Origin of the sequence: Clostridium sp. SGI.024, from assembly GCF_050315195.1 — a bacterium.
In the GTDB taxonomy this organism is placed as follows: Bacteria; Bacillota; Clostridia; order Clostridiales; family Clostridiaceae; genus Clostridium.
On the sequence record NZ_JBNPON010000130.1, the window covers coordinates 1 to 2,243 of the forward strand.

Sequence of the window (2,243 nt, forward strand, 5' to 3'; positions counted from 1 at the left end):
GTATCTCCAAAATCATCTGAGTAAATAACGTAATTACCTAATTTTACAGTATCCTTACCTGAACCAACTAAAAGTGCTGCATATATTCTATAATATTCTCCAACTTTAACATATCTTGATTGCATTATTCTTCCAGAGGTCACAAATAATCTTGTCCAATTAGTATTTAAATCATATATTTTACTAGTTATATCTTCTGGTTTACTAAAACTCTCTCCTCCATTATCTGAAGTAAACTTAACTACTTTAAGAGGATTATCTCTATCAGCTATAATACTTTTATTATTATGCCAAAAAGCTTTACTTCCTGCTGCAGCAAGTATTAATACTTTATCTGATTCACGATCTGCTACTATAGCTGAATCTCCATATCCAAAAGTAGATGTGCTAAGACCTTGAGTTATATTTCTTTCACTAGACCAAGTAGCTCCATTATCTGTTGATGTCTTAACTAAAAGATCTATTTGATGGTTACCTAAGTCACCAGCTCCATTATATCTTAAGTCACTTACAGCTATTAATTTTCCATCGTTTGCAGTTGCAATAGCTGGTATTCTATAAATTTTACTTCTTGATGTAGTTTCCCATAGTGTTGTACTATTGAAAGGTCTTGCATAGGAAGAATTTACTACTTCTTCTAATCTTAAAACTAGTGCATTATCTTTATTATTTGTAAAAGTTACATATGTACCATTTTCTCCATATCTTAAGTATTTATTATTTACCTTTGATTTAAGATAATATCCATTTGCTGCTTTTTCAAATTCAAATAGTCCCTTACTAGGTGCATTAGTAGTTTTATCTGAAACTAAGTAAGATATATTATTTAAATTTGTACCATCTCCTATAAAATAGTAACCTCTTCCTACATTTTTAACATAAAAGCTTCCATCTGCTTGTACATCAAATTTCCAAACAAAATTTTTATTTCCTGATGCATAAGTTGTTTTTCTTATCCAACCAGTATTTACTCCACCATCATCAAATAATGCAGTAGAATCACTTGAATTATACATAATATAATTTTTTGATGAATCAATACTTTCTGCTCCTGGTGTTTCTTCTATTTTCCAAACACCAGCTTTATTTGCATTATCTGTGTAAGTTACATAAAATCTATCTATTCCATAAGTTAAATACTTATTATTTACTGTAGATTTTATAAGATATCCACCTGTAACTTTTTCTAGCTCATATAATCCCTTAGTTTCTACATCATTTGCTACACCTGTAACTACATATTCTAAATACTGTGATTTATTAATAATTCTAGATGTGCCAGTAAGATAAGAATTATTTGTGATATCCTTTACATAAAACTTATCGCCACTTTTCTCAAACTTCCAATTAAACTTTTTATTAAAATCTAAATATTTATCTTGCTTTATCCATCCATCATTTACTCCGCCACTATTATACAATGCAACCTTCTCATTTTCAGCATGAATAATATAAGTTTTTGATTCATCAATAGCAGTTACATCATCTATTGCTGCTGCATTGACCTTTGAAAAACCAAGTGTAGTAATTAAAAATGTAAGTAACAATAACGACACAATTTTCTGAAAATTAATTTTGTTCATAAAAAATTCCTCCTTTAGTAAAATATAATTACAATTTGTTAATCTATATATTTATAAAAATAATTTTAAATTAAGATTTAAATCAAGTGAATTTTCATGGGTTATTTAATTAGGATTAATCTACTGAAAATACTTTTTGTATTTAATAAGATAAGTAAATAAAATAATTGATTTAAACGTTTACTTAATTGCGAAATTTATACCTTCATATATTCTTATTTTTATAAATAATTATCCTAACAAATTAATTATTTATATTTAAGCAACATAAGCATTATTATATTTTGATTTTTTACTTTCCTTATAAAGTAATGCTTAAATAATATTTTATAATAGCAAAATGTCGCTTTGTTTTATTTTAATATTTATTAAAACAAATTTCAACAATTTTATGAATATTTCGTTATATTTTTTAGCTGATATTTTAATATATTATTGTAACTATTAAAATATTAGCTAAAAATAAAATTTTAACTCCAAGTAGAAAGTAATATGGTTCTACTTGGAGTTTATTTTATCTTTTTAAGTTTTTAATTTACTTCTTTTTAATTTTCTTGAGGTAATACATTATTTTGCCAAGTTAGCTTTTCTTTATCTTTATTAAATACAGTATTTACAGCATTTAACTGTTCTTGTGTATCTACAACATAAGGACTAGCC

Annotated in this window: 1 protein-coding gene; it reads right to left on the bottom strand. The window is 25.7% G+C overall.

What is annotated here, in order from left to right:
• The coding region (locus ACQRD5_RS16995) for a hypothetical protein (protein WP_427747099.1) at positions 1 to 1,583 on the bottom strand (1,583 nt) is incomplete at its 3' end.
• Positions 1,584 to 2,243 lie beyond the last annotated feature (660 nt).